The sequence below is a fragment of the Aminobacter sp. NyZ550 genome (genome assembly GCF_025628925.2).
In the GTDB taxonomy this organism is placed as follows: domain Bacteria; phylum Pseudomonadota; class Alphaproteobacteria; order Rhizobiales; family Rhizobiaceae; genus Aminobacter; species Aminobacter ciceronei.
Genome location: NZ_CP114190.1, coordinates 3,128,371 through 3,152,850, shown reverse-complemented (window position 1 = coordinate 3,152,850; position 24,480 = coordinate 3,128,371). Strand labels below are relative to the sequence as shown.

The 24,480-nt window shown below is 62.5% G+C and carries 22 protein-coding genes and 1 tRNA gene; 20 read left to right on the top strand and 3 right to left on the bottom strand.

Annotated elements, in window-relative coordinates; genetic code table 11:
* The first annotated feature begins 5 nt into the window (after window positions 1–5).
* The 10 genes from N7E70_RS15520 (at window position 6) to N7E70_RS15475 (ending at window position 9,553) form a co-directional block, all read left to right on the top strand.
* Window positions 6–1,847 (top strand): sensor histidine kinase, encoded by a 1,842-nt coding sequence (locus N7E70_RS15520; protein ID WP_263006883.1) that lies wholly within the window; start codon window positions 6–8, stop codon window positions 1,845–1,847.
* Window positions 1,844–3,199 (top strand): sigma-54-dependent transcriptional regulator, encoded by a 1,356-nt coding sequence (locus N7E70_RS15515; protein ID WP_263006882.1) that lies wholly within the window; start codon window positions 1,844–1,846, stop codon window positions 3,197–3,199. Before N7E70_RS15520 ends, N7E70_RS15515 begins: the two co-directional genes overlap by 4 nt.
* Window positions 3,200–3,411: 212 nt before the next feature.
* The gene (locus N7E70_RS15510; RefSeq protein ID WP_263006881.1) at window positions 3,412–4,389 is read left to right on the top strand and encodes a tripartite tricarboxylate transporter substrate-binding protein; all 978 of its coding nucleotides are present in this window, start codon (window positions 3,412–3,414) and stop codon (window positions 4,387–4,389) included.
* Window positions 4,390–4,610: 221 nt separating this feature from the next.
* Complete coding sequence (locus N7E70_RS15505) at window positions 4,611–5,072, top strand: tripartite tricarboxylate transporter TctB family protein (RefSeq protein ID WP_067961496.1); 462 nt, start codon at window positions 4,611–4,613, stop codon at window positions 5,070–5,072.
* Between the two features lie 10 nt (window positions 5,073–5,082).
* Window positions 5,083–6,594 carry a tripartite tricarboxylate transporter permease gene (locus N7E70_RS15500; RefSeq protein WP_067961494.1) on the top strand — a complete coding sequence of 504 codons (1,512 nt, stop codon included), beginning with the start codon at window positions 5,083–5,085 and terminating at the stop codon, window positions 6,592–6,594.
* 105 nt (window positions 6,595–6,699) lie between these two features.
* Window positions 6,700–7,551 (top strand): alpha/beta fold hydrolase, encoded by an 852-nt coding sequence (locus tag N7E70_RS15495; RefSeq protein ID WP_263006880.1) that lies wholly within the window; start codon window positions 6,700–6,702, stop codon window positions 7,549–7,551.
* Window positions 7,552–7,734: 183 nt separating this feature from the next.
* Window positions 7,735–7,944, top strand: coding sequence for a hypothetical protein (locus tag N7E70_RS15490; RefSeq protein WP_269441398.1), 210 nt, complete (start codon window positions 7,735–7,737; stop codon window positions 7,942–7,944).
* Between the two features lie 198 nt (window positions 7,945–8,142).
* Window positions 8,143–8,227: transfer RNA gene (locus tag N7E70_RS15485), tRNA-Leu, on the top strand.
* Between the two features lie 638 nt (window positions 8,228–8,865).
* Window positions 8,866–9,105 carry a DUF2188 domain-containing protein gene (locus tag N7E70_RS15480; RefSeq protein ID WP_182574111.1) on the top strand — a complete coding sequence of 80 codons (240 nt, stop codon included), beginning with the start codon at window positions 8,866–8,868 and terminating at the stop codon, window positions 9,103–9,105.
* A gap of 316 nt (window positions 9,106–9,421) precedes the next feature.
* On the top strand, window positions 9,422–9,553 hold the full coding sequence (locus N7E70_RS15475; RefSeq protein WP_263006864.1) for an SH3 domain-containing protein: 132 nt from the start codon (window positions 9,422–9,424) through the stop codon (window positions 9,551–9,553).
* Here N7E70_RS15475 and N7E70_RS15470 read toward each other — a convergent pair.
* Together N7E70_RS15470 and wrbA are read right to left on the bottom strand one after the other, a co-directional pair.
* Window positions 9,547–10,530, bottom strand: coding sequence for an alpha/beta fold hydrolase (locus tag N7E70_RS15470; RefSeq protein ID WP_263006863.1), 984 nt, complete (start codon window positions 10,528–10,530; stop codon window positions 9,547–9,549). The two genes, N7E70_RS15475 and N7E70_RS15470, sit on opposite strands and share 7 nt — an antisense overlap.
* A 153-nt stretch (window positions 10,531–10,683) precedes the next feature.
* Entirely contained in the window at window positions 10,684–11,313 is a 630-nt protein-coding gene (gene wrbA / locus N7E70_RS15465; RefSeq protein WP_067961485.1) for an NAD(P)H:quinone oxidoreductase type IV, read from the bottom strand.
* 145 nt (window positions 11,314–11,458) lie between these two features.
* On the opposite strand from wrbA, the gene N7E70_RS15460 reads away from it, so the two are divergent.
* From N7E70_RS15460 to N7E70_RS15435, 6 genes are all read left to right on the top strand, one after another.
* Window positions 11,459–12,337, top strand: a complete 879-nt coding sequence (locus N7E70_RS15460) for a hypothetical protein (protein WP_263006862.1) — start codon at window positions 11,459–11,461, stop codon at window positions 12,335–12,337.
* Window positions 12,338–12,456: 119 nt separating this feature from the next.
* A complete protein-coding gene (locus tag N7E70_RS15455) occupies window positions 12,457–13,215 on the top strand; it encodes a competence/damage-inducible protein A (RefSeq protein WP_263006861.1) in 759 nt (252 codons plus the stop codon).
* 92 nt (window positions 13,216–13,307) lie between these two features.
* On the top strand, window positions 13,308–14,147 hold the full coding sequence (locus N7E70_RS15450) for a universal stress protein (RefSeq protein WP_067961480.1): 840 nt from the start codon (window positions 13,308–13,310) through the stop codon (window positions 14,145–14,147).
* Window positions 14,148–14,264: 117 nt separating this feature from the next.
* Window positions 14,265–14,762, top strand: coding sequence for a xanthine phosphoribosyltransferase (gene gpt / locus N7E70_RS15445; RefSeq protein WP_055970685.1), 498 nt, complete (start codon window positions 14,265–14,267; stop codon window positions 14,760–14,762).
* Between the two features lie 244 nt (window positions 14,763–15,006).
* Window positions 15,007–15,498, top strand: a complete 492-nt coding sequence (locus N7E70_RS15440) for an NUDIX hydrolase (protein WP_263006860.1) — start codon at window positions 15,007–15,009, stop codon at window positions 15,496–15,498.
* Between the two features lie 633 nt (window positions 15,499–16,131).
* Complete coding sequence (locus N7E70_RS15435; protein ID WP_263006859.1) at window positions 16,132–19,911, top strand: vitamin B12-dependent ribonucleotide reductase; 3,780 nt, start codon at window positions 16,132–16,134, stop codon at window positions 19,909–19,911.
* A 467-nt stretch (window positions 19,912–20,378) separates the two neighbouring features.
* On the opposite strand, the gene N7E70_RS15430 is transcribed toward N7E70_RS15435, so the two are convergent.
* A complete protein-coding gene (locus N7E70_RS15430) occupies window positions 20,379–20,837 on the bottom strand; it encodes a host attachment protein (RefSeq protein ID WP_185910110.1) in 459 nt (152 codons plus the stop codon).
* 182 nt (window positions 20,838–21,019) lie between these two features.
* On the opposite strand from N7E70_RS15430, the gene N7E70_RS15425 reads away from it, so the two are divergent.
* Genes N7E70_RS15425 through N7E70_RS15410 form a run of 4 tightly spaced genes read left to right on the top strand, consistent with a single transcriptional unit; the run spans window position 21,020 to window position 24,363 of the window.
* Window positions 21,020–22,027 carry an efflux RND transporter periplasmic adaptor subunit gene (locus N7E70_RS15425; protein ID WP_442866463.1) on the top strand — a complete coding sequence of 336 codons (1,008 nt, stop codon included), beginning with the start codon at window positions 21,020–21,022 and terminating at the stop codon, window positions 22,025–22,027.
* A 3-nt stretch (window positions 22,028–22,030) separates the two neighbouring features.
* Window positions 22,031–23,272, top strand: coding sequence for an ABC transporter permease (locus N7E70_RS15420; RefSeq protein WP_263006858.1), 1,242 nt, complete (start codon window positions 22,031–22,033; stop codon window positions 23,270–23,272).
* Window positions 23,269–23,955, top strand: coding sequence for an ABC transporter ATP-binding protein (locus tag N7E70_RS15415; protein WP_067961471.1), 687 nt, complete (start codon window positions 23,269–23,271; stop codon window positions 23,953–23,955). The genes N7E70_RS15420 and N7E70_RS15415 overlap by 4 nt, the downstream gene beginning before the upstream one ends.
* A 57-nt stretch (window positions 23,956–24,012) precedes the next feature.
* Window positions 24,013–24,363, top strand: a complete 351-nt coding sequence (locus N7E70_RS15410; RefSeq protein WP_067961469.1) for a diacylglycerol kinase — start codon at window positions 24,013–24,015, stop codon at window positions 24,361–24,363.
* Window positions 24,364–24,480: the final 117 nt, after the last annotated feature.

The following is a 24,480-nucleotide window of genomic DNA, read 5'->3' as shown; positions in this document are numbered from 1 at the left end:
GCGTCATGCAGCATTTTCTTAACGGTCGCCGCTTGTTGTGGCCGGGGCTTGCCCTGGCAGCGCTGGCGCTTGCGATCGTGGTGCTGGGCGGCCGGCTCGCCACGCGCGCCTACATGGATGAAGCCGAGGCGCGTGGACAGACGACGCTCCGGCTTGCCGTCTCGGCTCTCACCGGCCAGATCAGCCGCTACAAGTCGCTGCCGCAGCTGATCGCCGACAATGACGACATCCAGCTGCTGCTCGCCTCGCCCGACGACCAGGCGCTGCGCGACGTGGCCAACCGCTACCTCAAGTCGATCAACGGTCTGCTCGAATCGTCCGATATCTATCTGATCAAGCCGGGCGGCGACACGATCTCGGCCAGCAATTACGACCTGCCCACCACCTTCGTCGGCGAGAACTATTCCTACCGCCCCTACTACCAGGATGCCATCCGCGGCGGCATCGGCCGCTTCTTTGCGCTCGGTGTCATGTCCAATATGCGCGGCTACTACTTCTCGGCGCCGGTAATACTCGGCGAGCGCGTCGCCGGCGTCGTCGTGCTCAAGGTCCATATCGAGGAGATCGAGGCCTCCTGGCGCGGCGGCGACTTCGAGCTGACGGTTACAGACCCCGAAGGCATCATCTTCATGAGCAGCCGCCCGCTCTGGCTCTATTCGAGCATGAAGCCGCTGACTTCAGAGATGCTGGCGCGCACCACCGCCTCGCGTCGCTATTCCGATGCGATCCTGCGCAACCTGCCCGTGTCGCGCTTCATGGCCGACGGCCGCGAATTGCTGGCGATCAGCGAACGCGGCAACACCCGCGAGTTCCTCGAAGTTGCAGAGGAGATGCCCGAGGCTGGCTGGACGGTGCATGTGCTGGCCGACACGGGTTCCGCCCGCGCCCAGTCGCTGACGGCTGTCGTGCTTGCCCTGCTGGCGCTCGGCCTAGCGGCACTCGCCGGTGCCATCGTCCTGCAGCGCCGTGCTCGGCTCGCAGAACGCATGCAGATGCAGCAGTCGGCGCAACAGGAGCTCGAACGCCGCGTCGAGGAGCGCACAGCCGACCTGGCACTGGTCAACACACGGCTGGAAACCGAGGTCGCCGAGCGCCGCGCCACCGAGCAACAGTTGCGCCAGACCCAGGCCGACCTCATCCAGGCAGGCAAGCTCGCGGCCCTCGGCCAGATGTCGGCGGCACTGTCGCACGAGTTCAACCAGCCGTTGGCTGCGGTGAAGACCTATGCCGACAATGCCGCGATCCTGATCGACCGCGAGCGCGTCGCCGAGGCCCGCGACAACGTCTCGCGTATTTCGAGCCTCACCGACCGCATGGCCTCGATCAGCAGGCATCTGCGCAATTTCGCCCGCAAGCCGAACCAGAAGCTCGGCCCGGTGTCGCTGCAGGAGGTCGTCCACGACACCCAGGAAATCGTCGGCTGGCGTCTCAAGGCAGCGGATGCGACACTGTCCGTCGACCTCGGGCCGAGCCCGTTGACGGTCAAGGCAGGCTCGGTGCGCCTGCAGCAGGTACTGGTCAACATCGTCACCAATGCCGCCGACGCCGTCGAAGGCCTGCCCGACCGCCGCATCGAACTGATGGCCAGGCGCAAGGCCGGCAAGGTCACCATCACTGTACGCGACCATGGACCCGGCGTGCCCAAGGCCATCGCCGAACGCATCTTCGACCCGTTCTTCTCGACCAAGGGCGTGGGCAAGGGCCTTGGTCTCGGGCTCTCGATTTCATACAATATCATCAAAGACTTCGGTGGGAGTCTTGGTGTCATGAATCATGCTGAGGGCGGGGCCTTGTTCACGATCGAGCTCGATGCGATGCGCTCCGCCATGCGCGAGGCCGCGGAATGAAGCCGCCGGTCGTGCTTCTGGTCGACGACGAGGACGAGCTGCGCCGATCGACCGCGCAGTCGCTCGACCTCGCCGGCCTCGCCGTCCAGGACAGCCCCAGCGGCGAGCGCGCCCTCGACTTCATCACCCAGGGCTTCAACGGCGTCGTCGTCTCGGACATCCGCATGCCCGGAATGGACGGCATGACGCTGATGGGACGCATCCACGAGGTCGACCCCGACATTCCCGTCATCCTGGTCACCGGCCATGGCGACGTCCAGCTTGCCGTGCGCGCCATGCGCGAGGGCGCCTACGACTTCATCGAGAAACCCTTCACCTCCCAGCACATTGCCGAAATGGCTGCGCGCGCCATCGACCGGCGCAAGCTCGTACTCGAGAACCGGGAGCTGCGCGCCGCAGCTGGCAAGAACGACGACCTCGAGGCCCGCCTGCCCGGACGCAGCAACATCATGGTCGAGTTGCGCTACAAGCTGCGCGCCATTGCCGGAACCGATGCCGACGCGCTGATCATCGGCGACACCGGCACCGGCAAGGAAGTGGCGGCTCATGCGCTGCACGACATCAGCAGCCGCGCCACCAAACCCTTCGTCGCCATCAATTGTGCCGCCCTGCCCGAAACCCTGATCGAGAGCGAGCTGTTCGGTCACGAGGCCGGCGCCTTCCCCGGCGCGCTGCGCCCACGCTACGGCAAGTTCGAGCATGCCCGTGGCGGCACGGTGCTTCTCGACGAGATCGGCTCGATGCCGGCAGACCTGCAGGCCAAGCTGTTGCGCGTCATCCAGGACCGCATCATCTTTCGCCTCGGCTCCAATGAGCCGATACCGCTCGACGTGCGCTTCATCGCCACCAGCAAGGCCGACCTCGACGCCGAGGTTGCTGCCGGACGCTTCCGCGCCGACCTGCTCTACCGGCTCAACGTCGTGACCTTGCGCATGCCCGCGCTCACGGCGCGCCGCGAGGACGTGCCGCTGCTTTTCCTGCAGCTGGTGCGCGAAGCAACCGGGCGCTACCGCCGCGAGGCGATGGAGGTGCCGCCCCGCATCGTCGCCGACATCGCCCGGCGCGACTGGCCCGGCAATGTGCGCGAATTGCGCAACGCCGCTGACCGTTTCGTGCTCGGCCTCGGGCTGCAGTCCACCGAAGAGGGCTCCAGCGACGGTGACGAGCGCCTGGCCGAGCGCGTCGCCGGCTTCGAGAAGAACGTCATCCAGGCCGCCCTCGTCGCTCATGGCGGCAGCCTCAAGCCGGTCTACGAGCAGCTCGGCATCTCGCGCAAGACGCTCTACGAGAAGATGCAGCGCTACGGTCTCGACAAGAATCAGGTCGGCATGGCGGATGCCTCCGAGCAGTAGCGGCCGCTTGGTGTGTGGAATTCCACACACCGGGAAAGGCCGATGTTACCTTTTCCACCCATCATCGAGGTAGACACGGCATTTTAAGCGTCAACCGTGGCTGCGTGACATTGCGGAACGGCTCCGGCTGCCGCCCAATCAGCCATCCGACGCCGGCCCCGGAGGAGCTGTGGTCAAGGCGGAGGTCGAGTTCCGATATCTGGGAGGATTCCGTGAAGAAACTTATCGCCTCGCTGGCGACGGCAGCCGCCGTTGCCATTTTCCCGCTTGCTGCCAATGCCGCGGGCTATCCCGAACGCACCATCACCGTTGTCGTGCCCTTCGCCGCCGGCGGCCCGACCGACACCGTAACCCGTCTCGTCGCTGAATCGATGTCCAAGGATCTCGGCCAGCAGGTCATCGTCGAAAACGTCGGCGGTGCCGGCGGCACGCTCGGCGCCGGCCGCGTCGCCTCCGCCGATCCTGACGGTTACACGCTGCTGCTGCACCACATCGGCATGGCCACCAGTGCAACGCTGTACCGCAAGCTCGCCTATGATACGCTGAACGCCTTCGAATATGTCGGCCTGGTCACCGAAGTGCCGATGACCATCGTCGCCAAAAAGGACCTCGCGCCGACCGATCTCAAGGGTCTCGTCGAATACGCCAAGGCCAACAAGGACACCGTCACCGTCGCCAACGCCGGCATCGGTGCAGCATCCCATCTGTGCGGCATGCTGTTCATGAGCGCCATCGGCACGCCACTGGTCACCGTGCCCTACAAGGGTACCGGCCCTGCCATGACCGATCTGCTCGGCGGCCAGGTCGACATCATGTGCGACCAGACCACCAACACCACCAAGCAGATCCAGGCCGGCACGATCAAGGCCTATGCCGTCACCTCGCCTGCCCGCCTCGACGTGCTGAAGGACGTGCCGACCACCAAGGAAGGCGGTCTTGAGGGCATGGAAGTCGGCATCTGGCACGGCGTCTACGCGCCCAAGGGCACACCTGCCGATGTGACCGAACGCCTGTCGAAGTCGCTGCAGGTGGCCCTCAAGGACCCCAACGTCGTTGCCCGCTTCGCCGAGCTCGGCACCATCCCGTCGTCCGAGGCGGACGCGACCCCGGCAGCACTGAAGGCCAAGCTCGAAGGCGAAATCGCGCGCTGGAAGCCGATCATCGAGGCTGCCGGCCAGTTCGCCGACTAAGCCACGACCCGGGCCGCGCTCCGGCGCGGCCCTTCTCCGGCTGCCCCTTCTCCCGACGGAGAAGCCCATTCGCTGCACCCCCTTGCCAATTGCCGACGCCGCGCGATCATGCGCGCGTTCGATGCTCCCTTGTCGCCCTCAGGCGTGACCAGGCCAAGGCAGGCGGACGGGGAACAGAACAAGGCAGCCACAGAACGTCAGGCGCCAGCAGAGGGCCTCGCATGAAAAACCTCGCCATCGACCCAACCAATGGAGCCTGCGGCGCGATCTTCGTCGCCACCGGCGCCTTCTTCGCCATCCAGTCGCTCGGCCTCGACCTCGGCACCACTTTCCGCATGGGACCGGGTTACTTCCCGCTCGTGCTTGCTCTGGTACTGATCCTGCTCGGGGGCATCGTCATCGTCCAGGCCACCCGCATAGCCGGCGAGCCGATCGGCCCGATCGCCTGGCGCGGCTTGGCCTTCATCCTGCCTGCGCCGATATTCTTCGGCCTCACCGTGCGCGGCCTCGGCTTCGTGCCGTCGATCTTCATCACCTGCCTGATCGCTGCCTTCGCCTCGACCCGGATGAAGCCGCTGGCTGCTGTCTTGCTCGCCGCCGGCGTGACTCTGTTTTCGGTCGTCGTGTTCAGCTACGCACTCGGCCTGCCATTCCAGCGCTTCGGCCCCTGGCTGCCGTTCTGAGGGGTATGAGATGGAACTCTTCGACAATCTCGCGCTTGGCTTCTCCACCGCCTCGACGCTCTACAATCTCGGCTTCTGCCTGATCGGCGTGCTGCTCGGCACGCTCATCGGCGTGCTGCCCGGCATCGGCGCCACCGCAACGATCGCCATGCTGTTGCCGATCACCTTCCAGATCGGCGACCCCGTCTCCTCGCTGATCATGCTCGCCGGCATCTATTACGGCGCGCAATATGGCGGCTCGACCACGGCTATCCTGATCAACATGCCGGGCGAATCCTCGTCCGCCGTCACCGCGATCGACGGCTACCAGATGGCCCGGCGTGGACGTGCGGGTGCGGCGCTGGCGATCGCCGCCATCGGCTCGTTCTTCGCCGGCACGGTGTCGACCTTCCTGGTTGCCATCTTCGCGCCGCCACTGACGGCGATCGCGCTGCAGTTCGGTGCCTCCGAATACTTCTCGCTGATGGTCGTCGGCCTGGTCTCATCCATCGCCCTTGCCCATGGCTCGATCGTCAAGGCACTGGCGATGGTCGTTCTCGGCCTGCTGCTCGGCCTCGTCGGCACCGACATCTACACCGGAACGCCACGCTTCACGCTGGGCATCCGCGAATATGCCGACGGGCTCAACTTCGTCGCGGTCGCCGTCGGCGTTTTCGGCATCGCCGAGATCCTGCGCAACCTCGAAAGCGAAAAGACCCGCGAAGTGCTGATGGCCAAGGTGTCAGGCCTGATGCCGACACGCGAGGACTTCAAGGCGATGGCAGCACCCATCCTGCGCGGCACGGCAATCGGCTCCGCACTCGGCATCCTGCCCGGCGGCGGCGCGATCCTTGCGGCGTTTGCCTCCTACACAGTGGAGAAGCGCGTCTCCAAGAACCCGGAAGAGTTCGGAAAGGGTGCGGTCGCCGGCGTCGCCGGTCCGGAATCGGCCAACAATGCCGGTGCCCAGACCTCGTTCATCCCGATGCTGACGCTCGGTATCCCGGCCAACCCCGTCATGGCGCTGATGATCGGTGCGATGATCATCCAGGGCATCGTGCCCGGTCCCAATGTGGCTACCGAGCAGCCGGCGCTGTTCTGGGGCATCATCGCCTCGATGTGGATCGGCAATTTGATGCTGATCATCCTCAACCTGCCGCTGATCGGCCTGTGGGTGAAGCTACTGACAGTGCCTTACTACGTGCTGTTCCCGATCATCATGGCGTTCTGTGCAATCGGCGTCTACAGCGTCAACTCCAACGTCTTCGACCTCTATGCTGTCGCCTTCTTCGGCTTCATCGGCTACGTGCTGGTCAAGCTGCGCTGCGAGCCGGCGCCGCTGCTGCTCGGCTTCGTGCTCGGACCTCTGCTCGAGGAAAACCTGCGCCGCGCCATGATCCTGTCGCGCGGCGACCCGACGACCTTCTTCACCCGCCCGATCAGCGCCCTGCTGCTGGCGATAGCCGCGGGCGTGTTGATCGTCGTGCTGCTGCCGGCAGTTCGCAAGAAGCGCGACGAGGTCTTCGTCGAGGAAGAAGGCTGATCAAAAACCAGCAACTTGCAGCAAAACCAACGGGCGGATCTTCCGCCCGTTGACTTTTCCAGCGCATTGGCAGTCACTTGCCGCACAAGATGGGCGGAGGCGGGCATGCGTTCTTTCTGGACTGCCGTTGTTGTTACTTTTGTTTCACTGTTTTCCATTGCTGCAGTGGGCGCTGAAGAGCGCTGGCTGACCTTGCCGGAACCGGCCGCCATGCCGGCCTCCACCGAAACCGGCTATGCCAAGGTCAACGGCATCGACATGTATTATGTCGTGTACGGCTCGGGCGACCCGGTGCTGCTGATCCATGGCGGTCTCGGCCATGCCGACATCTGGGCAAGCCAGGTTGCCGAGTTCTCCAAGACCCACAAGGTGATCGTCGCCGACAGCCGCGGCCATGGCCGCTCGACACGCACCACCGAGCCCTTCGGCTATGAGTTGATGGCCTCAGATTATCTTGCGCTGCTCGACCATCTCAAGATCGACAAGACCGCGATCGTCGGGTGGAGCGACGGCGGCATCATTGGTATCGACATCGCCATGAAGCACCCGGAGCGCCTGACGCGGCTCTACGCACATGCTGCCAACGTCACCACCGATGGTGTCGATCCCGGTGTCGAGACCAACAAGACCTTCGGCGCCTATATCGAGCGCTCCGGCAGGGACTATGCCAGGATGTCCAAGACGCCGACCGAATACGACGCCTTCGTCGGCCAGATCAGCGAGATGTGGAAGACGCAGCCGAATTGGACCAAGGAACAGCTGGCGACGATAACGGCGCCGACGGCCATCGTTCTCGGCGACCATGACGAGGCGGTGACGCGCAAGCACACCGAATACATGGCCTCGATCATTCCCGGCGCCGAGCTGATCATCCTGCCCAACGCCAGCCACTTCGCCATGCTGCAGGCACCGGACGAGTACAACAGATCGGTGCTGGAGTTCATCGACCGGAAGTAGACTTTCAACCGCAGCGCCCGTTCTGCCTTTGCAGGCGACCGCAACAAGCGATCGCCATCGACCGCTGCGCCGGCTCGCCGCCGTTCGTCGCATCGACCATGCCCTTCATTGCCCCCAAGCGGAACAAATCGTGTATGGAGGGCCAAGGCCGCTGACTCGCGGCGCGATGAAATGGCGGACAGCATGGCAATCAAGTTCACAGAAAAGGCGGCCCCGGCCGCAGCAAAACCCAGGCCTGCAAAGGCGGCCTTGCCGGCCGCAGTACCGCAGGAAGCGGCAAATGTCGCGACGAAGGAGGCGGGCAAGAAGCCGGCCAGAAAGACGCCCCGCAAGTCGGTGAAAAAGAATGCTGCAGCGGTGTCCCCACTACTCGATTTCAACGGAACGAAGTAACCACAAGCGCTTCCCGGGACACCGGACGCATATGGTAAGCACCTGCTGGAGTTGATCGTTCCCACGCGGCGGGACGCGATCCAGACCCAAGCTGGATGGCGCGGCAGCCCCCATTCAGGGCACCAATTGCCCGTCACGGTCCGGTGGCGGCACAAGGCCAGTTGACGGAATCGCCTGCGCAGTTGAAATGCGAGCCAAGCGGACGTGGCGAAACTGGTAGACGCAAGAGACTTAAAATCTCTCAGCCTCGGCTATGCGGGTTCGATCCCCGCCGTCCGCACCAAACATCGCTCCATTGCCCAGCGCACGCGAATCGAGCCTCGATCGCGAGGCATATCCGCCCACATATTAGCGTGACATAATTGCCACGCTCACACTCTTTCGTCACTGCACAACCACACCGGAAAATTGCGGATTGTTTCAGAGTGAAATACAACTTCACCGCGTGGGGGCGTTGTGAGTGGGGAGCCGAGTACATGCACTACAATTGGGAACGTGCGCCATACTTCTGGGAAAAACACCGTAGCGCCTGCCTTGGACTTGCCGCCGCCGTTTGCGGCGCCTGGGTCGTGTTTTCCATCGTCCCTCTCTGAACCGGACCAGATAGCACCGTCCAAAACGCCGTTTGACGGCATGCAACCATTTGCGCCCGGCAACGTTTGAGCGGGCATGGTCGCATATGAATCCATTGCGCGCTGTGTGTCTGTTGCGCCTCCGCGCCAGACGACCGGCCGTTGTCGCCTGACAGCAAGCACCATTGCGCCCGGCACTGGGTCGCCTACCGCTCACCGTATTTGCCATGCCCACCGGATAGGCCGGGACGGTCGTGAGGCTCTTCTCACTGTCGCGCGCGGACACTCGCGGCAGCACGGCCCCTTGAGGCGCTGATGCACAACGACAACCCACCCAACGAGGAAACCCATGGCCAAGCTCGTCTATGAGATCGTCCAGCACGATGGTGGCTGGGCCTACAAGGTCGGCGACACCTTTTCCGAGACCTTCCCCACCCACAATCACGCCCTGCAGGCCGCCGAGACTGCGGCAGCCGAACAGCGCGTCGCCGGCTCGACCGACGGCATCCAGTACGAGGATGCGGAGGGCCGCTGGCACGACGAACTCGCCAAAGGCGACGACAGGCCGGACACCGAAGTCTCCGACTAGCCGTTTGCAACGAACTGCCTGAACCTTTTGCCATGTCAGCGATACTCACCGGCATCCGGCGAGACGCCGGTTGCTCGGCGGAGGCCGAACAGTGTCGCTCATGTCAGTATTTGCAGGCAAACCAGCATTTTCAACCAAGGCGGCGCTCTCGGCCGCAGTGCTTGCCACCGTTGCGGCAACGCTATCCATGGGCGTCGCGACACCGGCGCAGGCGCAATATGCGAAGGCACCGTTCACGGCCTGTCGCGTACCTACAGCCTGGCCCGCGGCACCGGCTTCCTTGCCGTGCGCGCCGGGCCCGAGCGCCACGGCGCCCATGATCCATCAGCTGTTCAACGGCGACACCGTCGAGATCACTGACAGGCGCGGCAGCTGGTACTTCGCCGGCGGCGACGGTTTTGAAGGCTGGGCCCACCGCAAATGGATGAGCAATTCCTGTGGCTACTGACCTTCGGCCCGTTCCGAGGCGAATGCCTTGGCAGCAATGCGCCGGATCATCGCCGCCACCCGTTGCGGCTCGACGAATTGCGGCATGTGGCCGAGGCCTTCGACCAGGTCGAGCTCCAGGCCCTTGATCCTGCCGATCAGGGGTTCACCGTGCAGCCGGTAGTCGAGCACACGGTCGGCGGTGCCGAACATCACCGCGACCGGCAGGTCGAGCTCGCCATAACGCGCCTCGATGGCGCCGAGATTAAGCTCGATCGCCACCATGTCGGCTGAGGACGCGTAGAAATGGCTCGGCCGCAGCCCGGCAAAACCGCCGCCTGACGTGCCATAATCCTTCGGTGCCGCCTGCGGCGAAAACAGGAAGGCCAAGGTCTGCGGCGCGTATTTCAGGCTCGTCGGTATGGCAACCGTCTCCGCCACCAGCCGGCGCTTCAGCGGCGACTTGATGTAGAGCGCGCGGAACTCGGGCCGCAGCTCGTCCTCCAGATGCGTCAACGGCGACAGCAGCACCAGCCCTGAAACCGCCTCCGGATGGTTTTCCGCCAGGGTCAGCGCCACGGCACCGCCAAGCGAATGGCCGACGACAAGCGGCCGCTCCAGCCCAAGTCTTTCGATGAAGCGCGCGACCAGTTCGGCCTGCTCGACCAGGCTGCCGGAAAAGCCGGCCGGCCGGATGGAATAGCCCGAGCCCGGCCGATCGAGTGCGATGCATCTGAATTCGGCGAGTTCGGGAAACAGCGGATGGCGGAAATGGTGCAGTTGCGCGCCGAGGCCGTGGATGAACAGGATCGGCCGGCCCTGCCCTTCGTCGGCATAATGAATGTTGTGGCGGCCCAGTTGCAGGAACTTGCCGCTGGCCGGCACGGCGCGTTCTGCCTGTGCCGATATCCTGCGTGTCGCCAGCACGAAATAGCCGCCGACAAGGGCAATGGCTAGGAAGGCGATGCTGGCCACCCAGCCGAGAATCGTCGTCGCCATCGAACCTCCTGGAAGCAATGCCGGCAGTCTAGCCGCCCAGGAGCGCGGGCTCAAACACACCAATGCAAAACGGGCGGCCCAGCGGCCGCCCGTTCACAAAAATCATAACGATCCGAAGCTGTTAAGCAAGTTCGTTGCTAAGCAACGTCTCTGTTATGCAACTTCCTTGACGGCGTTCGAACCCTTGCCATGCAGGCGGATGGCGATCTCGGCCACGCGCTTGCCCTGGAAGTGGGCGCCTTCGAGTTCCTGTGCCGAAGGCTGGCGCGAACCGTCGCCGTCCGAGGTGGTGGTCATGCCGTAAGGTGCGCCGCCGCGAACGACGTCATTGCCCATCTGGCCCTGGTAGGCATAGGACAGCGGAACGATGACCATGCCGTGGTGCTGCAGGTGGATCTGGGCGTTGATGAGCGCCAGTTCGGCGCCGCCATGCTGGGTCGCGGTCGACACCATCACCGAGCCGACCTTGTCGAGCAGCGCGCCCTTGGCCCAGAGCGGGCCGGTTTGGTCGAGGAAGTTCTTCATCTGCGAGGCCATTGTGCCGTAGCGGGTGGCGGTGCCGATGATGATGCCGTCATAGTCGGCCAGTTCGAGCGGGTCGGCGATCGGCGCTTCCTGATCGAGCTTGTAGTAGGCGGCCTTGGCGACTGCCTCGGGCACAAGCTCGGGAACACGCTTGATGGTCACGTCGGCGCCGGCGGCGCGGGCGCCTTCGGCAGCGGCCTTGGCCATCTGCTCCATGTGGCCCCAGCTCGAATAGTAGAGAACAAGAATCTTAGCCATTTCAAACTCCAGCGGGAAAATCTCGTTGCGCCGTCTTGGGTCGACGTCTGGGGAGAGATGTAATCCAATGCGCGTTCAATGAAAGCGTGCCAATACGTGACGCATCGTTCACCAAACAACGACCATTGCCGGGTTGCGTGGGGACATGAATGAAGAACAGTCAGCAGCCTTCAGCATTCCTAAAGCTTCACGGTCGCCAATTGGGCCGGCTGGTAACTGCACCAACAAGCTTGCGGGGAGCATATTGACGCGACAACGTGCAGCCGATGTGTTGACTGCAGCCGCTTTGGTCGTGGCCGGTCCTGCCTGGGCGGCAGCTTCCCAATGCGCCATGTTTCAAGACGCCGGCCAGCTCGTGCAAATCGTTGTCGAGGATGAGGGACCGCGAACCTCCCCTCCTGCCTCATTCGACCCGGCGGTCAGTGTCCGGCTGGCATACCCCAACGACTACCGAAGCCTCCCACTGACAACTGCTGGGCAAACCATGTTGCGCCACCAAGACGGCGAGAACTTCGTGATGCGTATGGACGGCGGTCCGCTGCCTTGGTTGATGAGGCACACCCTTGCTGGAAAGCCAATCAAGCCGGACGACCAACCGCCGTCATTCAGGTTCCTCATCCACGACCGCTACAGTGTGGAAAAACTGGTTCCGATCAGGATTCGCACGGTAACTGGGCTGCCGTGGTCCTTCGACATGATCCCTTTCACGCTCATCCCGGCAGAAACCGAAGGGCTGTTCGAGGTCACCGATGTCAAAACGCCGACATACCATAACAAGAGAATTTTTGTCACGACAATGGAAGCGCCATTCAAAGACTTGCTAGAATGCAACATCCCAGCCCACGGAATGTCCCCCCAGTGCGAGCATCAATTTGACTACAAGGCGGTCGACATCACCGCGTCATACTCATTGCAATTGTTCGGCCGATGGAAGGAAATCAAAAGTCTGATCCAGACATTTCTCGCCTGTGCATACGCAGAAGAAATTCCACATAAATCGGGAACCAACCCGGTCTGGGACTAGGCTCGTCGGCAAGCCCGCCCAAGCGGTTTGCGAACGACCGTTGCAGGGCCCAATGCCTGCGGCATATACCTCACTGGCTCTGGCACCCCAGCGCACCTCACTGACAGCGGAGTTCCCAAATGGCCGACATCGTCACCGCAGCAATGATCGTCATCGGCGACGAGATCCTGTCCGGCCGCACCAAGGACAAGAATATCGGCCACCTCGCCGACATGATGACCGCCGCCGGCATCGACCTCCGGGAAGTGCGCGTTGTAGCCGACGACGAGGACGAGATCGTCGCCGCGGTCAATGCGGTGCGCGCCCGCTACGACTACGTCTTCACCACGGGCGGCATCGGACCGACGCATGACGACATCACCGCCGACTCGATCTCCAAGGCATTCGGCGTGCCCTGCGAATACGAGCCGCGCGCCTATGCCATGCTGGAGGCCAACTACGCCTCGCGCGGCCTCGAATTCTCCGAAGCGCGCAAGCGCATGGCGCGCACCCCGCGCGGCGCCGAGCTGATCGAGAACCCGGTCTCGGTGGCGCCCGGCTTCCGCATCGGCAACGTCCACGTCATGGCCGGCGTGCCGTCGATTTTCCAGGCGATGCTCGACAATGTCATGCCCACCCTCAGGACCGGCGCCAAGCTGCTGTCGACGACGGTGCAGTGTCCCTATGGCGAAGGCACCATAGGCGGCCCGCTCGGCGAGATCCAGAAGGCGCATCCCGACACCATTATCGGCTCCTACCCGAAATATCTCGACGGCAGCTTCTGGACCGAACTCGTCGTGCGCTCCCGCTCCGAGCAAGCCATGGACGCCGCCCGTATCGCCATCGAGGCCATGCTCACCAACATCGCAGCTGCTGCCAAACACGCCACAAAGACTTGATCCCAAACACTTGATCCAGGTCACATGGGAACAAGTAGCCGCATGATAGTGTTTCTTTGCTGAGCAGATTTCTGCGCACAAAGGAGGGTTCCATGCCGTTCAAGACAATCGTTGCCATCATCCAGAGCGAACGCGACGTCAGCCGCGTTCTCGACGTGGCGATCCCGTTTGCCGACCGGCACGAAAGCCACCTGATCGGCGTCCACGCCGAGGCGCTGGCCATGCCCTACACGACGGCTGTCGGCTTTCCCGACACCGAATTCATCCAGGCCAATGCCGACCTGTGCAAGGAGCGCGCCGAAAAGGTGCAGAAGGCATTCCTGTCGCGCATCGAGACGTCGGGCGTGTCGTTCGAATGGCGCAGCTTCGAGAGCTTTTCCGGCGACAGCGCGCTGTCGGGGGTCGAAAGCGCACGTTGCGCCGACATCGTCATCGTCGCCCAGGCATCTCCGGATGCGAAGGACTCTGTTGCCGCCGATATAGACTCTTTGATCTACGAGGCCGGCCGGCCGGTGCTTGTCGTGCCGCATGCCGCGCCGCTGATCTCGACATTCCGCCGCATTCTGATCGCCTGGAACGGCAGCCGCGAAGCCACCCGCGCTGCCTTTGACGCCCTGCCCTTCATCATCGAGGCCGACGCCACCGAAATCCTGGTCATCGATCCGGTCGAAACAGCAGCCCAGAGCATGGACGCGGCAGGTGCGGAGATCGCCTCCGCCTTTGCCCGCCATGGCGCCAAAGTGTCGGTCAGTGTTCAGGAATCGCGCGGCCACACGGTCGATGCCGTCATCCACAACAAGGTTGTCGAAACCGGCGCGGACCTCCTAGTGATGGGCGCCTACAGCCATTCCTGGATCCGCGAATTCCTGTTCGGCGGCGTCACCCGCAACGTCCTGCAGGCCGGCGACACGGCTATCCTGCTGTCGCGGTAAGATTGCCGCACAACTCCTTGTGCCCCGCCCTTGCCAAGGACGGGGCTTTCCGGCTAATTCCGCCTGCATTCCCTTATTTCCGCGCCGCGTGGCGCGCCGAGCCGGAGTGCGCGTCAAATGTCCCTTCCCGAAAAAGCCTTTCCCGTATCCTGGGACCAGTTCCATCGCGACGCGCGTGCGCTCGCCTGGCGTCTCGCCGGCGTCAACCCGCAGTGGAAGGCGATCGTCTGCATCACCCGCGGCGGCCTGGTGCCCGCGGCCATCATCTCGCGCGAACTCGGCATCCGCCTGATCGAGACGATCTGCATCGCCTCCTATCACGACTACACCTCGCAGGGTCAGCTGCAGGTGCTGAAGGAGATCACGCCCTCGCTGCTCGAAGGCGAAGGCGAGAACGTGCTGATCGTCGACGACCTGACCGACACCGGCAAGACCGCCGCGATCGTGCGCGCGATGATGCCCAAGGCGCATTTCGCCACCGTCTACGCCAAGCCCAAGGGCCGGCCGCTGGTCGACACCTTCGTGACCGAGGTGTCGCAGGACACCTGGATCTATTTCCCCTGGGATCTCGGCTTCACCTACCAGAAGCCGATCGCCGAAGACCACATGGGCTGAGCCACGACGCCCGTCTCCGAAGTCTTGAGCGCCCAGCCCTTAGAGCGCCGCGCGTCCTGTTCGGACGCGCAAAGGACGCTCTGCCTATCCAGGGTTCGCATCGCGTTTTCCGAAAATCGATTTCGATTTTCGGGCCGATGCGTGTTGGGCGCCTTCATTATCAATCTATTTACTTTTGTTACGGAGGATTAACCGTACAATTCGTTACGCGGCATATGAGTCTTCTGGCTGGGTGGGACTGCCGATGCTTATGAAGCCAAGCTACCACAATCACCTTCTTGAGCGGATTCGCCGCCTGTTCGGCGCGACGCCGTGCCGAATGCAGGTCGCCGCCCTGCCCTGGCACCGCACCGCAACCGGCATCGAGGTCATGCTCATCACCAGCCGCGACACCGGACGCTGGGTGCTGCCCAAGGGCTGGCCGGAACCGTCCGAACGGCTGTGCGAGACCGCTGCGCGCGAGGCGAGCGAAGAAGCCGGCCTCAGCGGATCGGTCGACACCCACGAAGCCGGCCGCTACTTCTATCTCAAGGAGCTTTCCAACGGCGAGCAGGTCGCCTGCGAGGTGCTCGTCTATCCGCTCGAGGTGCGCAAGGTCGCCGAGAAGTGGAAGGAGCGGCGCCAGCGCACGCGCAAGTGGGTCTCGCCCAGTGAAGCCGCGCGCATGGTCAACGAACCCGATCTTTGCCGGCTGATCTCGTCCTTCGGTGCCGCGCACGGAAAATACGCCGCCTGAAACGGGCTTGCGCCCGCGCATTCCAGGGTTGGCGGCACGCCCTGACCGCCCTTTCGCCGGCTTCGTTCACGCGGCCGGTTCTCCCCGTTATCCACACAAGTGACACACAAGATGTTGGGGTCACAAAAACTGCATAAACGACTTCTTGACGTTAACGGCCGAGTCGCTTTTTATGACTCAAGCGCGCTTGTTGAGCACGTGACCGGAAAGTTCTGAGGCCGGTCCTTTTCTCCAGATTTAGTGAGTTCCCGCTCGCATTTGCACCCCCACAGACGGGGTGGCTTCGCGCGCGGTTCCGGGGTGTCCAAGAGGTTTGCGGGTAAAAATTGGGGACTGGCGGAAATCTTCTGTTAACACTATATTTAGTGTTTGCAGGCAGCCTGAACGCTAGATAGTGTGAGTTGTCCCTCCATGAGGGAGTCGCAATCAAAGTTTCAGTTCGACGGGCCCGGTGCGGGCCGCAAGCTTGAGGAAAGCAGTCTCCCCAAGGAGATTCTTCAGCCAGGCGGCGGCTAGTCCGGGAAAAGGCAACCGGCTGTCCAGGCAGCCGGATCAACGGGCTTGCGTCTTTCGCATCAGCAACGGGAAATCTCCCGCGAAAGACGCTATATATAGACAAAAGGAAATCGACCGATGCGCATCGAGCGGCGTTTCACCAAGGATGGACAATCGGCCTATGCGGAGATCGAATTCCGCAAGGCCCTATCCGAGATCAAGAACCCCGACGGTTCGGTGGTGTTCCGCCTCGACAACATCGACGTGCCGGCGCAGTTCAGCCAGGTCGCTGCCGACATCCTGGCGCAGAAATATTTCCGCAAGGCCGGGGTGCCCGCCCGCCTGAAGAAGGTCGAGGAGAACGACGTCCCCTCCTTCCTGTGGCGCTCGATCCCCGACGAAGCCGAACTGGAAAAGCTGCCCGAGAACGAACGCTATGGCTCCGAGACCGACGCCCGTCAGGTCTTTGACCGCCTCGCCGGCACCTGGACCTACTGGGGCTGGAAGGGTGGCTATTTCAAGTCCGAAGGCGACGCCCGCGCATTCAAGGACGAACTGGCCTACATGCTCGCCACCCAGCGCGTCGCGCCGAACTCGCCGCAGTGGTTCAACACCGGCCTGCACTGGGCCTATGGTATTGACGGTCCCGGCCAGGGCCACTTCTATGTCGACCCCTTCACCGGCAAGCTGACCAAGTCGAAGTCGTCCTACGAACATCCGCAGCCGCATGCCTGCTTCATCCAGGGCGTGCAGGACGACCTCGTCAACGAGGGCGGCATCATGGACCTGTGGGTGCGTGAGGCACGGCTGTTCAAATATGGCTCGGGCACCGGCTCCAACTTCTCGATGCTGCGCGGCGAAGGCGAAAAGCTGTCCGGTGGCGGCCGTTCGTCGGGCCTGATGAGCTTCCTCAAGATCGGCGATCGTGCCGCCGGCGCCATCAAGTCGGGCGGCACCACCCGCCGCGCCGCCAAGATGGTCGTCGTCGACGCCGACCACCCCGACATCGAGGCCTATATCGACTGGAAGGTGAAGGAAGAGCAGAAGGTCGCAGCACTCGTCACCGGCTCCAAGATCGTCAAGCAGCACCTCGCCAAGATCATGGCTGCCTGCGTCAACTGCGAAGGCCAGGATGACGATTGCTTCGATCCGGCGATCAACACCGCGCTCAAGCGCGAGATCAAGGCCGCCAAGAAGAACGCGGTGCCGGAAAACTACATCTACCGCGTCATCCAGTTCGCCAAGCAGGGCTACACCTCGATCGAGTTCAAGACCTACGACACCGACTGGGATTCGGAAGCCTACCTCACCGTTTCGGGCCAGAACTCCAACAACTCGGTCTCGCTCAAGGACGACTTCCTGCGCGCCGTGGAAACCGATGGCGACTGGCACCTGACCGCCCGCAAGGACGGCAAGGTGATGAAGACGCTCAAGGCGCGCGACCTATGGGAAAAGATCGGCTACGCCGCCTGGGCTTCGGCCGATCCGGGCCTGCACTTCAACACCACGATGAACGACTGGCACACCAGCCCGGCTGCCGGCCCGATCCGCGGCTCCAATCCGTGCTCGGAATACATGTTCCTCGACGATACCGCCTGCAACCTGGCGTCGATCAACCTTTTGCCCTACCGCAACGCCGACGGCAGCATCGACATCGCCGCCTACGAGCACACCGTGCGGCTGTGGACCATGGTGCTCGAAATCTCGGTCATGATGGCGCAGTTCCCGTCCAAGGAAATCGCGAAGCTGTCCTACGAGTACCGCACGCTTGGTCTGGGCTATGCCAATATCGGCGGCCTGCTGATGACCTCGGGCATTCCGTATGACAGCGACGAAGGCCGCGCCATCGGCGCAGCGCTGACCGCGATCATGACCGGCATTGCCTATGCCACCTCGGCCGAGATGGCCTCCGAGCTCGGCGCCTTTGCCGATTACGACCGCAACGCCGCCAACATGCTGCGTGTCATGCGCAACCACCGCCGCGCCGCCTACGGCGACAAGGACGGCTACGAGAAGCTGTCGGTCAACCCGGTGCCGCTGGTGGCAAGCGACGTCAAGCAGCAGGAGCTGGTCAGCCACGCCCGCGCTGCCTGGGACCTCGCCATCGAGCTGGGCGAAAAGCACGGCTACCGCAACGCCCAGGCAACCGTGATCGCGCCGACCGGCACGATCGGCCTGGTCATGGATTGCGACACCACAGGCATCGAACCCGACTTCGCACTGGTCAAGTTCAAGAAGCTCGCCGGCGGCGGCTACTTCAAGATCATCAACCGTGCAGTACCGGAAGCGCTGCGCACGCTCGGCTACACCGAGGCCCAGATCGCCGAGATCGAGGCTTATGCCGTCGGCCACGGCAATCTCAACCAGGCACCCGGCATCAACCCCGGCTCGTTGAAGGCCAAGGGCTTCACCGACGAGAAGATCGAAGCGCTGAATGCGGCGCTGAAGAGCGCCTTCGACATCAAGTTCGTGTTCAACCAGTGGACGCTGGGTGCCGACTGGGTGAAGGAGACTTTTGGCTTCACCGACGCGCAGCTCAACGATTTCTCGTTCGAAATCCTGCCGGCCATCGGCTTCTCCAGGAAGGACATCGAAGCCGCCAACATCCATGTCTGCGGTGCGATGACGCTCGAAGGCGCGCCCTTCCTCAAGGACGAGCACCTTGCCGTGTTCGACTGCGCCAATCCCTGCGGCAAGATCGGCAAGCGTTATCTCTCGGTCGACAGCCACATCCGCATGATGGCGGCAGCCCAGCCCTTCATCTCGGGCGCCATCTCCAAGACCATCAACATGCCCAACGAGGCGACGGTCGAGGACTGCAAGAGCGCCTACATGCTGTCATGGAAGCTGGCGCTGAAGGCCAACGCGCTCTACCGCGACGGCTCGAAGCTGTCGCAGCCGCTCAATGCCTCGCTGATCGCTGACGAGGACGAGGATGAAGACGAGGTCGTCGAGGCGCTGATCGCAGCACCTGCCGCCGCCAAGGCGGTACAGGTCACCGAAAAGATCGTCGAGCGCGTCATCGAGCGTCTCTACCGCGACCGCGAGAAGCTGCCGAACCGCCGCAAGGGCTACACCCAGAAGGCTGTCGTCGGCGGCCACAAGGTCTATCTGCGCACCGGTGAGTTCGACGACGGCCGCTTGGGCGAAATCTTCATCGACATGCACAAGGAAGGCGCTGCCTTCCGTGCGATGATGAACAACTTCGCCATCGCGATCTCGCTCGGCCTGCAGTACGGCGTGCCGCTCGACGAATATGTCGAAGCCTTCACCTTTACCAAGTTCGAGCCGGCCGGCATGGTCATCGGCAACGATGCCATCAAGAACGCCACCTCTATCCTCGACTACGTCTTCCGCGAGCTCGCCGTCAGCTACCTCGGCCGCCACGACCTCGCCCATGTCGACCAGTCGGACTTCGACAAGACCGCACTTGGCAAGGGCATCACCGAAGGCAAGGCCCTGCCCTTCTCCAAGGGCCTGACCCGCGGTGCCTCGCCGCTCAAGGTCGTCTCGGCCGGCGCCGGCAACGATCCCAAGGGTTCGGCCACCACCGCCCCGGCACGCGCCACACCGGTGACCGCCTTCTCCGGTTCCAACGTGCTGTCGCTGTCGCCAAAGGCTGCGATCTCAGCTGAGGAATCGACCGCCTACAAGCGCGACTATGAGGAGCGCGCCAAGGAATTGGCCGAGGAAATCACCGTTGAGGAGACGGAGGAAACGGTGACGACGTCGCTGTTCACCGACGCCGCCGCCCAGGAAGCCTCCGACGCCAAGAAAGTCGCCGCCGACCGCCGCGCCAAGTCGATGCTGCAGGGCTACACCGGCAACTCCTGCTCCGAGTGCCAGAACTTCACCATGGTCCGCAACGGCACCTGCGAAAAGTGCGACACCTGCGGCGCGACATCAGGGTGCAGCTGAGGCTGGCCAGCAGTGGGCGGACACCCAAAGTTGTGTGCCTGAAAGCCAATGTTGTGTTCCTGGAGCGGCGAAACGGCAGCTCCTCGATGAGAAGTAAGGGAAGCTGCGAAGAGTGCGCAGCTTGAGGATGCACGGAGAGCTGCCTCTTGGGCGGCCACCCAAAGTTGAAAATGCCCTGACGCGTCACCGTATCTTGCTCAGCAACAAGATGGATGGCTCATCCGACACTCAAAGTTGGCTCGCCTAGATCGATAGGGAAAAAAGCCCGGACATATAGATGTCCGGGCTTTCGCTTTCTGGCTCTCTGTCCCTGGTTAAGGGCGTGAAGGCAAAATCTCGCGGGCACTCGCGCCCCCACGGAACGGTACATGTGATTGCCTCTGTGATCGGCATTCGCTCGCTTGGTCCAGCATGTCACATGCTGTCTGACGCATCTCCTCGCTTGTTTGTTCGCATGGATCCGCATTTCAACAAACCTGGATATCGAGCTTGTTCAGGGCTTGCATAAGCTGGAGCTTCGGCAGTTTGGTGAGATCTTTTGCGACCTCTTTCACCAGTGTGGAAACCAGAACTCCGGGTAGGTTCTGACGCAGTGTCCCGAGCATGCGTGGCTCGGCGACGATCGCAAGATGATCGAATTCATGGTCGGCGTAGCGCCGTCCCAATTCTTCAATGAGCGTAATCGCGAACTGCACCTCTTGCTCTTGGACTGGGTCAGACGCGTACTCCATCGCGGAGCGCCGTCTTCCCTTGGACGCAAAGCTGCGTCCGGGTCTGTCCGACATGATCTCGCGCAGTGTTTTGTGATTCACCTCGAAAACCAGATCGTCCAACAAGGCTGCGTCCTCGTTGTCGCCCTCCATTTGACGAATGATGCGAGCACGAGCACCATCCGCTACCAAAATCCACGTTTTCTTGCGTTTCATGGCGCATTCCTTTCGGAGTGGTTCTTGATGGTCGCAAGAGAATAAGTCGGTGCTCGCCACCTCGCTTTGACCGGGGTCAAGGCGCGCATGGAACAAAGTCCGTTTTCTGAAGGCGGGCGAAGCAACCGGGCGAGCGAAACTCCCTTCTGGCAGCGGCATAAGACCTAGCAGGAGCAAATGCTGTGCGGCTGGCACGATACATATACAGCCTTGTTGCTATCGGTGCGGTGGCAGGAGCTGCCGCCTGGTATTTCTGGAGCCCCCCAAGCGTGTCGGTTGCGACGATGTCGCGCGGAGACGCGGCCGAAATCGTCTATGCAAGCGGTACAGTCGAACCACGGACCTGGGCGAAAGTGGCCCCGGTGGTTCGCGAACGTATCGTCGAACAATGCAACTGCGAAGGGTCCCGGGTCTCACAAGGCGACGTTCTGGCTCGTCTGGATGATAGCGAAGAGCGCGCGGCACTGGCCGAACTTGAGGCACGACGCTCGCTGGCCCAAGAGGATTTTCGGCGCTTGTCCGTACTTGCCGAACGGAACGCGGCCAGCCGACAAGCGCTCGATCGCTCCCAAAGCGAGCTTCTGCAAATTGAAGCCCTGGTCGCTGGGCGGAAAGCCCGGCTCGAGACTTATGTTCTGCGAGCGCCCAGTCCGGGGATCGTTCTCAGGCAAGATGGTGAAGTGGGCGAGGTCGCCGAGCTAGGTACGGTTTTGTTTTGGGTCGGGGAGCCAAAACCACTGCTCGTGGTCGCAGATGTCAACGAAGAGGACATTCCCCGCGTCGAAGTTGGTCAACGCGCCCTTCTTAGAGCCGATGCCTTTCCGAAGCAAAATCTCGAGGCTCAAGTCGACAGCATTACGCCAAAAGGCGATCCGGCGACGAAGACCTATCGCGTCCGCTTTCGGCTGCCCGATGAAACACCGCTGCGCATCGGGATGTCGACAGACATCAACATCGTCGTCCAAGTCTCGAAGAATGCCCTGCTCATTCCCTCTGCTGCGGTTGACCAGAACCATGTCTTCGTAGTCGAGGACGGCAGGTCGCGACGGCGCGATATTCGTATCGGCATCCGCGGCACGGGCAGCACCGAGGTTCTGGCTGGCCTCGACGAAAAGGCCCTCGTCGTCATTCCCTATCCTGCCGACCTCGCCGACGGTAGCCGTGTGATCATCTCTGGCCCAGAGGAGTAGATCATGCCCCTCATTCTCGACATTGCGGTCACGCATATCGCCGGACGCGGGCGACAGACAGTTGTGGCCATCCTGGGTGTTGCTGTTGGCGTGGGCTTCTCAATTGCCATGGCCGCATTGATGCAGGGTGGGCAGGACGATTTCGTCAGGCAGCTCATCAATACCATGCCTCACGTTGCCATCACCGACGAAATGCGCACAGCCCCCCGGCAGCCTGCCGAGGACGTTTTTGCCACTGCCGCCATTTCCGGGCTGAGGCCACGTGATGATCGGCGTGGGATCATCAATCCGACGGCTGCAGCAGCCTGGCTCGACACCTGGGTTCCCGGTCGCTTCTCGACGAGCCTGAAGACGCAAGGTGTTATCCGCTATGCCAATCGAGAAGCTGGCGCCGCGGTCATCGGGATCGATCCGATGCGAGAATCCGCTGTTTCGCCGATCATCGAGGAGTTCGTTGAAGGCAGCTTCGCAGCGCTCGCGGCGGGCGGCAACAACGTGGTGATCGGAGACACCATGGCTTCTCGGCTAGGTGCCAGCTTTGGAGACACGATAACGGCCGTTTCCTCAGACGGGCTTACCCGCGCGTTCAGAATTGTGGGCCTGTTCCATACCGGGACAACGATTCGTGACGAAGGCGAGGCCTACGTTCTGCTGAAGAATGCTCAAATCCTGTCAGCGCGCCCGAACGCCATCAACGAGATACGAATTAAGCTCGACAATCCGGACAGCGCACCTGCGGTGGCGCACCGGGCTGAGACTGAGCTTGGCTACAAGGCTGTTGCTTGGCAGGAAGCGAACGAATCCATCCTCGAGGCCCTCGTTGTCCGCAACGTCATCATGTACACGGTGGTAGGTGCGATCATGCTGGTCGCCGGATTCGGCATCTACAACATCATCTCCACCATCACGCACGAAAAGGCGCGCGACATCGCCATCATGAAGTCGCTCGGCTTCCCCGAAGCCGACATGCGTCGCATGTTCCTGATGGAGGGCTTGGCAATCGGCTCTGCCGGCTGCGCGCTCGGTTGGCTCCTCGGCCTTGCAATGACCTACGCTCTATCGCAGGTTCGCTTCGAAATCGCCGCGACCGGTCAGGAAATGACCCGGCTGCCAATCACGTGGAGCATTCTGCACTATTTGAGCGCTTCAGCTTTTGCACTGGCCTCTGCAGCGGTCGCTGGATACTTGCCCGCCCGCCGTGCGGCCCGTCTCAATCCTGTCGACATTATCCGGGGCGCATCATGAGCCCGCTGATCGAGACCGAACGACTGACGCGTATTCTGCCGGAAACAGTTCCGGTAACGCTCGTCAAAGATGTCACGCTGAGCATCGGCGAAAAGGAATTCGTGGCCGTTACTGGACCGTCTGGGTCCGGCAAGTCTTCTCTGCTCTACTTGCTTGGGCTCCTTGACAGCCCCACCAGTGGCACACTGAAGATCGGTGGACGCGACACCGGACCCATGGACGAGAAGGAGCGCTCCCGTACACGGCTTTCGATGATGGGTTTCGTCTTCCAGTTCCATTTTCTCCTGCCAGAGTTCACCGCGCGAGAGAACGTGGAGATTCCAATGCGTAAGCTGCGCCGCCTCGAACGAAGCCAGATACGCGAGCGGGCCAGCGAGTTGCTCATATCCCTGGGGCTTGCCGAGCATCTCGACAAACGGCCTGACCAACTGTCGGGCGGCCAGCGACAACGGGTCGCCGTGGCGCGATCGCTCGCAAACGACCCGCCGATCATCCTTGCCGATGAACCGACGGGAAGCCTGGATAGCAAAAGCTCCGAGCAAGTTTTCGAGATACTCCAGCACCTCGTACGTGAACGCGGCAAGTCCATCGTGGCGGTTACGCACGACCTCGAAATGGCAGCCCGCATGGATCGCCGCATCCACCTTGTCGACGGCAAGATCGCTGAAGTGGTCCCAGGCTAGCTTGGCTTATAGTGGCGATGCGCCCGCCCCGGGACGATTGCCTCCAAGGACACGACAATGAAGAACAAGGCATTTCTCCATCGTTTTGGTTTTGCCATTCAGGGACTGCAAGACGGCTGGCGACGTGAGCGCAGTTTCCGCACTCAAGCGCTGATTGGCCTGATCGTTGTCCTAGGCGCTGCCCTGCTCGGCATTTCTGGTATCTGGCTGGCCGTCATTGGGCTGGCGATTGCCGTTGTGCTGGCCGCGGAACTGTTCAACTCGGCTCTTGAGGCCCTCGTCGATCATCTGCATCCGGAAGTACATCCGGAGATTCGCGTTGTTAAGGACATGGCGGCTGCCGGCGTGTTGCTCGTCTGCCTTGGCGCGCTGACGGTCGGTTTGCTGTTCTTGGCGGCACACAGCTAAGCCATCCAGGCGTGGCCAATAGCAGGCGGTCACACAGTCTCCCCTCGACCAATCGGAAGAGTGCACTCCAACTCGACATACAATTGACATGGCTCAACGCATGCTGAGTCACATTGA

Excerpts from the sequence above, each read along its gene's own strand:
- N7E70_RS15520 (WP_263006883.1), top strand. The coding sequence starts at position 6 with ATGCAGCATTTTCTTAACGGTCGCCGCTTGTTGTGGCCGGGGCTTGCC.
- N7E70_RS15515 (WP_263006882.1), top strand. The coding sequence starts at position 1,844 with ATGAAGCCGCCGGTCGTGCTTCTGGTCGACGACGAGGACGAGCTGCGC.
- N7E70_RS15505 (WP_067961496.1), top strand. The coding sequence starts at position 4,611 with ATGAAAAACCTCGCCATCGACCCAACCAATGGAGCCTGCGGCGCGATC.
- N7E70_RS15500 (WP_067961494.1), top strand. The coding sequence starts at position 5,083 with ATGGAACTCTTCGACAATCTCGCGCTTGGCTTCTCCACCGCCTCGACG.
- N7E70_RS15495 (WP_263006880.1), top strand. The coding sequence starts at position 6,700 with ATGCGTTCTTTCTGGACTGCCGTTGTTGTTACTTTTGTTTCACTGTTT.
- N7E70_RS15490 (WP_269441398.1), top strand. The coding sequence starts at position 7,735 with ATGGCAATCAAGTTCACAGAAAAGGCGGCCCCGGCCGCAGCAAAACCC.
- N7E70_RS15480 (WP_182574111.1), top strand. The coding sequence starts at position 8,866 with ATGGCCAAGCTCGTCTATGAGATCGTCCAGCACGATGGTGGCTGGGCC.
- N7E70_RS15475 (WP_263006864.1), top strand. The coding sequence starts at position 9,422 with ATGATCCATCAGCTGTTCAACGGCGACACCGTCGAGATCACTGACAGG.
- N7E70_RS15470 (WP_263006863.1), bottom strand. The coding sequence starts at position 10,530 with ATGGCGACGACGATTCTCGGCTGGGTGGCCAGCATCGCCTTCCTAGCC.
- wrbA (WP_067961485.1), bottom strand. The coding sequence starts at position 11,313 with ATGGCTAAGATTCTTGTTCTCTACTATTCGAGCTGGGGCCACATGGAG.
- N7E70_RS15460 (WP_263006862.1), top strand. The coding sequence starts at position 11,459 with ATGAATGAAGAACAGTCAGCAGCCTTCAGCATTCCTAAAGCTTCACGG.
- N7E70_RS15455 (WP_263006861.1), top strand. The coding sequence starts at position 12,457 with ATGGCCGACATCGTCACCGCAGCAATGATCGTCATCGGCGACGAGATC.
- N7E70_RS15450 (WP_067961480.1), top strand. The coding sequence starts at position 13,308 with ATGCCGTTCAAGACAATCGTTGCCATCATCCAGAGCGAACGCGACGTC.
- gpt (WP_055970685.1), top strand. The coding sequence starts at position 14,265 with ATGTCCCTTCCCGAAAAAGCCTTTCCCGTATCCTGGGACCAGTTCCAT.
- N7E70_RS15440 (WP_263006860.1), top strand. The coding sequence starts at position 15,007 with ATGCTTATGAAGCCAAGCTACCACAATCACCTTCTTGAGCGGATTCGC.
- N7E70_RS15435 (WP_263006859.1), top strand. The coding sequence starts at position 16,132 with ATGCGCATCGAGCGGCGTTTCACCAAGGATGGACAATCGGCCTATGCG.
- N7E70_RS15430 (WP_185910110.1), bottom strand. The coding sequence starts at position 20,837 with ATGAAACGCAAGAAAACGTGGATTTTGGTAGCGGATGGTGCTCGTGCT.
- N7E70_RS15420 (WP_263006858.1), top strand. The coding sequence starts at position 22,031 with ATGCCCCTCATTCTCGACATTGCGGTCACGCATATCGCCGGACGCGGG.
- N7E70_RS15415 (WP_067961471.1), top strand. The coding sequence starts at position 23,269 with ATGAGCCCGCTGATCGAGACCGAACGACTGACGCGTATTCTGCCGGAA.
- N7E70_RS15410 (WP_067961469.1), top strand. The coding sequence starts at position 24,013 with ATGAAGAACAAGGCATTTCTCCATCGTTTTGGTTTTGCCATTCAGGGA.